4 protein-coding genes are annotated in these 5108 nt (G+C 26.6%); 2 read left to right on the forward strand and 2 right to left on the reverse strand.

Features of this window, described 5'->3' with window-relative positions:
* Positions 1-98 precede the first annotated feature (98 nt).
* Together mobV and B5E48_RS13010 are read right to left on the reverse strand one after the other, a co-directional pair.
* On the reverse strand, positions 99-1352 hold the full coding sequence (gene mobV, locus B5E48_RS13005) for a MobV family relaxase (protein ID WP_158097305.1): 1254 nt from the start codon (positions 1350-1352) through the stop codon (positions 99-101).
* A 184-nt stretch (positions 1353-1536) separates the two neighbouring features.
* Positions 1537-2508 carry an AAA family ATPase gene (locus B5E48_RS13010; protein WP_087305548.1) on the reverse strand — a complete coding sequence of 324 codons (972 nt, stop codon included), beginning with the start codon at positions 2506-2508 and terminating at the stop codon, positions 1537-1539.
* 300 nt (positions 2509-2808) lie between these two features.
* Here B5E48_RS13010 and B5E48_RS13015 point away from each other — a divergent pair, with 300 nt between their 5' ends.
* Complete coding sequence (locus B5E48_RS13015) at positions 2809-3480, forward strand: helix-turn-helix domain-containing protein (RefSeq protein ID WP_158097306.1); 672 nt, start codon at positions 2809-2811, stop codon at positions 3478-3480.
* Positions 3481-3668: 188 nt separating this feature from the next.
* Entirely contained in the window at positions 3669-5021 is a 1353-nt protein-coding gene (locus B5E48_RS13020) for a DUF262 domain-containing protein (protein WP_087305553.1), read from the forward strand.
* Positions 5022-5108 lie beyond the last annotated feature (87 nt).

The raw sequence follows: 5108 nt of genomic DNA on the forward strand, positions 1-5108 counted from the left end.
TTAGAATACAATCAAATGACAAAACGAAAACTCATTTAGAAATGGAGAGCCGTATGCATTGAAAGGTGCCCGTACGGTTCGGGAAGGGGCGAGGTCTTCTAGACTTCGCCTATTTCATAAATATCTTTATATGAATGTTGTTCTTTTTTTAGAAAAACATCTTTATTTGATATATTTTGTTGACTTAAAAAGTTAATGCGTTCTTTTAATGTTTTGAACATCATTGCTGATTTTTTAATGGTTTTAAAACATATATCTTTGAGAATATCAATATTTATAGAATAATCATTTCTAGTAAATATTCTTTTAAATTCATTAAATACTTTATCTAAACCAATAAGAGAAAGAAAAGATTCGTGAATAAATATTTGATTTTTGAGTTTTTCTGTTTTATTCTCTAATCTATCATAATTATTTCTTAAGCAAGAAAAATCATATTCTTGATCTTTAATCTGTTTTTCTAACGAGAAAATAGAATCATACAAATTATTGATTACTTGATTTTTTTCTTTTAATTGCTTTGCTAAAGGCATCTGTCTATATGAATCAATTTCTTTCTTTTGTGTTAGTGTTAAATGAGATAAAGTTCGAACATCAGATTGTAATTGTTTATTTGTATTTTTTAATTCATCAATAACCTGATGACTTTTCTTTAAAGACTTTGTTTTTTCAAAAATATTTGTAGTTTCATAATTAATCTTATTCGATTCTACAATGATATTCTTACTTGCTTCAATATGATCATAAACATTCTTTAAACTTTTCTTTAAACTCAAATCTTCTTGATTTTTGAGTTCTTTTATTGTGCAATTTCCGTTGATTGTGGCATCGTTTTGGATAGCTGGCATATAACCCAACCTATTTTCAAGATAAGCTCCTAAATCAGGATGAAATCGCTTGAGTTCTTTCTTTGTCAAAATGTCCTTACATTTCAACCTCTCAATTCCATCAATTTCTACAACTGGTATAAATGAGAAATGAATGTGTGGTGTTGCTTCATCATTGTGTACCCATGCACTTACAATGTTTTGAATACCATATTTGTCTCTTAGAAAATCATATGTGTATTCAAAGAATCTTTCTTGATCATCAGCAAGTACATCTTTTGGTAAAGTTACTATCCAATCAACAAGATAAACAATATCATCACGTTTGATATGTTTAACTTCATCTATTCTTTTCTTTATGAATATTTCAGGCTTCATCGGCTGAATTGTCTCAGCAAGATTATAGTTGAGATGCGTACGACTCATATCTATATCTTTGTTTGAAAGTTCGCACCCTTCTCTACGCTCACAGTGAATGACCAAGCCGATGACACCTGTACGTTTGACTTTTTGTGCATGTGCCATACTTTTCATCCTTTCAAAAAGCTCCCGGCAGGGCAAGTTTCCAAAATGCTTTAGCTTTTTGGAAACTTGCTAGACCAATTTTTTGGTCTCTCTTTTTAAAGATTGCCGATAGGCTTTATATTAAATTTTCAATGTTCTTGTTTTGTGACAGTGTGACAGTTGATTTCTATAGGGATTTCATCTGTCATCCTGTCATTTTATCGTTTTCATGATAGACTATTTTAATTATTCTTTTTTGGCCATTTCTATCGTTAATAAAAGTGATATGATTTTCATCTAAATAAGGTTTATTTTGTTTTAGATACTTTGTAAGATAATTAGGATTAAGTTCCATCTTTGTCTTTTGAACAATCTCTTGACAAGTTCCTACAAGTTCATGTTTCTCTAAACTTACTACTGTATTAATCAACAGAAGAATATTTTTTGGTATTTCTTCAGTTATTGAATGTTCATCAGTATCTAATATCCAATTAATATTTTTTTTATCTTTTTTGATCTTAATTATAGATTTATTACTTCTTAATATGAGTTTCAATTCTCCATGTGTATCAAATTCATTTCTTACGGAAAGTAACAACGTTCCTGTCGTAGCTCCAGAAAGTGCTTTTGAGCCTATGAGATTATCCTGATCTATTCTTTCTTTATTTTTCTTTGTATGATGAATAAGAATACATATTAGATTTTTCTTAACAACAATATCTCTTAATTCCTTTAAAATAGGATAAACTTCATAATAACTATCATTAGAAGAGATAACTTCATCCAATCCAACATACGAATCAATAATAATAAGTTTATATTTTTCCATATCAACTATTTGATTTAATCTTTCATTTATATCATATATAGATTTAGAATCATTGAACTCATACAGAATTTCATTTGTTCCTGAAAGATTTAACGAAATAATTCGATTCTTTGTTTCAAAATCATAATTATCATTATCAAAATAAATAACTTTGCCTTTAGGCATAGATTTACCAAAAAAATCAATACCTTGTGCTACACAATTTGCCATTGTTGTTGCAACCATTGATTTTCCTACTTTGCTTGTTCCAGCTAAAACATACAAACCAGGATTAAGCAACCCACCAAAAAGGTTTACACCTTCTGATTTAAATTCTTTTTCTAATAATTCTTTTTGAGTTATTGGCATATAAAAACTCCTCTCTTAAAATAAATTTGAAAGGAGACATATTATTTGATATAATTCTCTAGAAAGAGCATTATAAAATATGTCTCTTTTCGTAGACGACTATCTAGAAAGTTTGGCGATGGACTAGATAGTCTTTTTTTCACTTATATCTCATTTACTTCACCTCCTCGATAAGGTATAATAATATAGTATAAGATTATCAACTATAAGTATACCTTAATTATAATATATCACAAGGTATACTTATATGCAATATCATTATGGATATTTTTATACTATTTTATGTTAGGAGAAATTATTATGTACTTTAAAGACTATATGAAAATGATGAGAGATAGAGATAAAATTACACAAGCACAATTAGCAAATGCTTTAAATGTGTCTTTAAATACCATAAAAAAAATTGAAAGTGGATCAACAAAAATCCCAAATTCTAAATTGCTAAATGCAATAGCAGAATATGAAAATGCACATCCATGCAAAGTATTAAGTAGAATTTTATTCGGTGATATTGTTGAAGACACTGACGAAAGATCAAAAAAAGCAATGAGACTCACTTTTGCTTATTTTTCTTATATGTATTTGGAAGGATGGAATATTGATCATGTTTTTAATGTTGAATACGTAGATGATATAGGTGATAGGCAATTTATTGGAGAAATAAGCAAGAAAAAAGATTCTAAATATGTATTATTGATTGATTATATTGATAGATATCAATTAGATACAAAATACATTGATTGGCGAGAATACCAAATAGGATTCTTCACCCAAATATTTACAACTATGATATCTATTGATAAAAAATACATGGGAATGAATATCTTATTTAACGCTAACGATGAAAAAGAAGTAACTATTTTTAAGGCGCTTAAATCCTTTGAAACAGATTGCGTTAAAACGCAAATTACTTATGTATTATTTGATACGAGAGAATACAAGATTGTGGATATTCATTTGGTAACTAAATGATATGTAAGAAATGTTAAACATAAGGAAACATTAGTGAATAAAAAATGGATGTGAAGTTAATTAAAAAGTATAATTTTCTTATCTATTAAAATAATTATTCGAATAAATTATAACTAATGTACTACATTCAGAGGAATACACAAATATTTATAAAGTTAATATAAAATATGGTATGAGGAGCATAAAAGATGACAGAGCAACCTAAAAGAACAAATATTTTAAATTATATTTCAACTATAGGTATACAATTCGTAATACCTGTATATCAAAGAAACTATACATGGGACGAAAAAAAAGAAGTAAAAAAATTATTAGATGATTTTAAATCATTAATCAATACTAATAAGAATCATTTTATTGGTATAATTATGTATCTTTCTAAAGTAAAGGGATTTGATTTTAAAGAACATATTATTATAGATGGTCAACAACGTTTAACAACATTTTTTTTAATGCTTCACGCTGTTAGAGCATTAGCAGAAGAAGATGGTAAAGAAAACATTATTAAACAAATAGATGCAAAAATTACTAATGATGGTGTAGATGAAAAATTTAAAATGAAATTAAAACCTTTAGTTTCTGATGATGATGTATATAGTGTAATCGCAGCGGGAAAATACAAAAAATTGCAAAGTGAACAATATAAATCAATATATGGTCAAAGTAGAGTTTATAGAAATTTTTATTATATAAAAAAATACTTTAGAACTCTATTAGATCAATACGGTTATGATAGTGTATTATCAACATTTATAAAATTAAATTTAGTTGTTATTCCAATAGAAGATAGCGATAATGCACAACAAGTTTTTGAAAGTATTAATGCATCAGGAGTGCCATTAACAGCTACTGATTTAATAAGAAACTTTATATTAATGGATTTAGATAGTGATACACAAGATATAATACATGAACATTATTGGAAACCAATAGAAATGATTTTTGATAATACTACTAAAATGGAAGAATTTTTTAGACATTATTTAGCAACAAAAAAATTTTCATTATGTAATAAAAAAGATATATACAGAGAATTTAAAGACTATTGGTATGATAAAACAAATAGCATAGAAGAGAAGTTAACAGATATATATAATTATGCTGATAATTTTGGAAAACTTTATCTTTATAATCACATTACGAATGAAGAAATTTTAGAATTTAGAGAGTTAAATATATTTACTCCAACTTCTTTTTTAATAGAAGTTCTTGAATTAGAAAGAAATAATAATATTGACGAAAAAACTACAATTGAAATTATTAATTTAATTACAGTATATTTCATTAGAAGGGATTTAGCAGGGGCAGATTCTAATACTATTTCTAGATTATTTCCTACATTACTAAAAAGAGTTCTTAAATATTGTGATGGAGAATACAATGATATTTTAGAAGTTACTAAAATGTTCTTAATAAATTATAATATTAATAACAAATCAAATATGCCTGATGATTTATCAATAAAGAATTATATGAAAAATGTGAACGCATATGCAAAACCAAATATTGTGATTATTTGCAATGAACTGCACCATCAATAGCATAAAGTGCACCACCAATTTCAACAACTACACCACTGAGATGATATTATTGAATATACGCAACTGCACCACCTTTTATATTATAGG

Source organism: Massilimicrobiota sp. An105, from assembly GCF_002161155.1.
In the GTDB taxonomy this organism is placed as follows: domain Bacteria; phylum Bacillota_I; class Bacilli_A; order Erysipelotrichales; family Coprobacillaceae; genus Allocoprobacillus; species Allocoprobacillus merdigallinarum.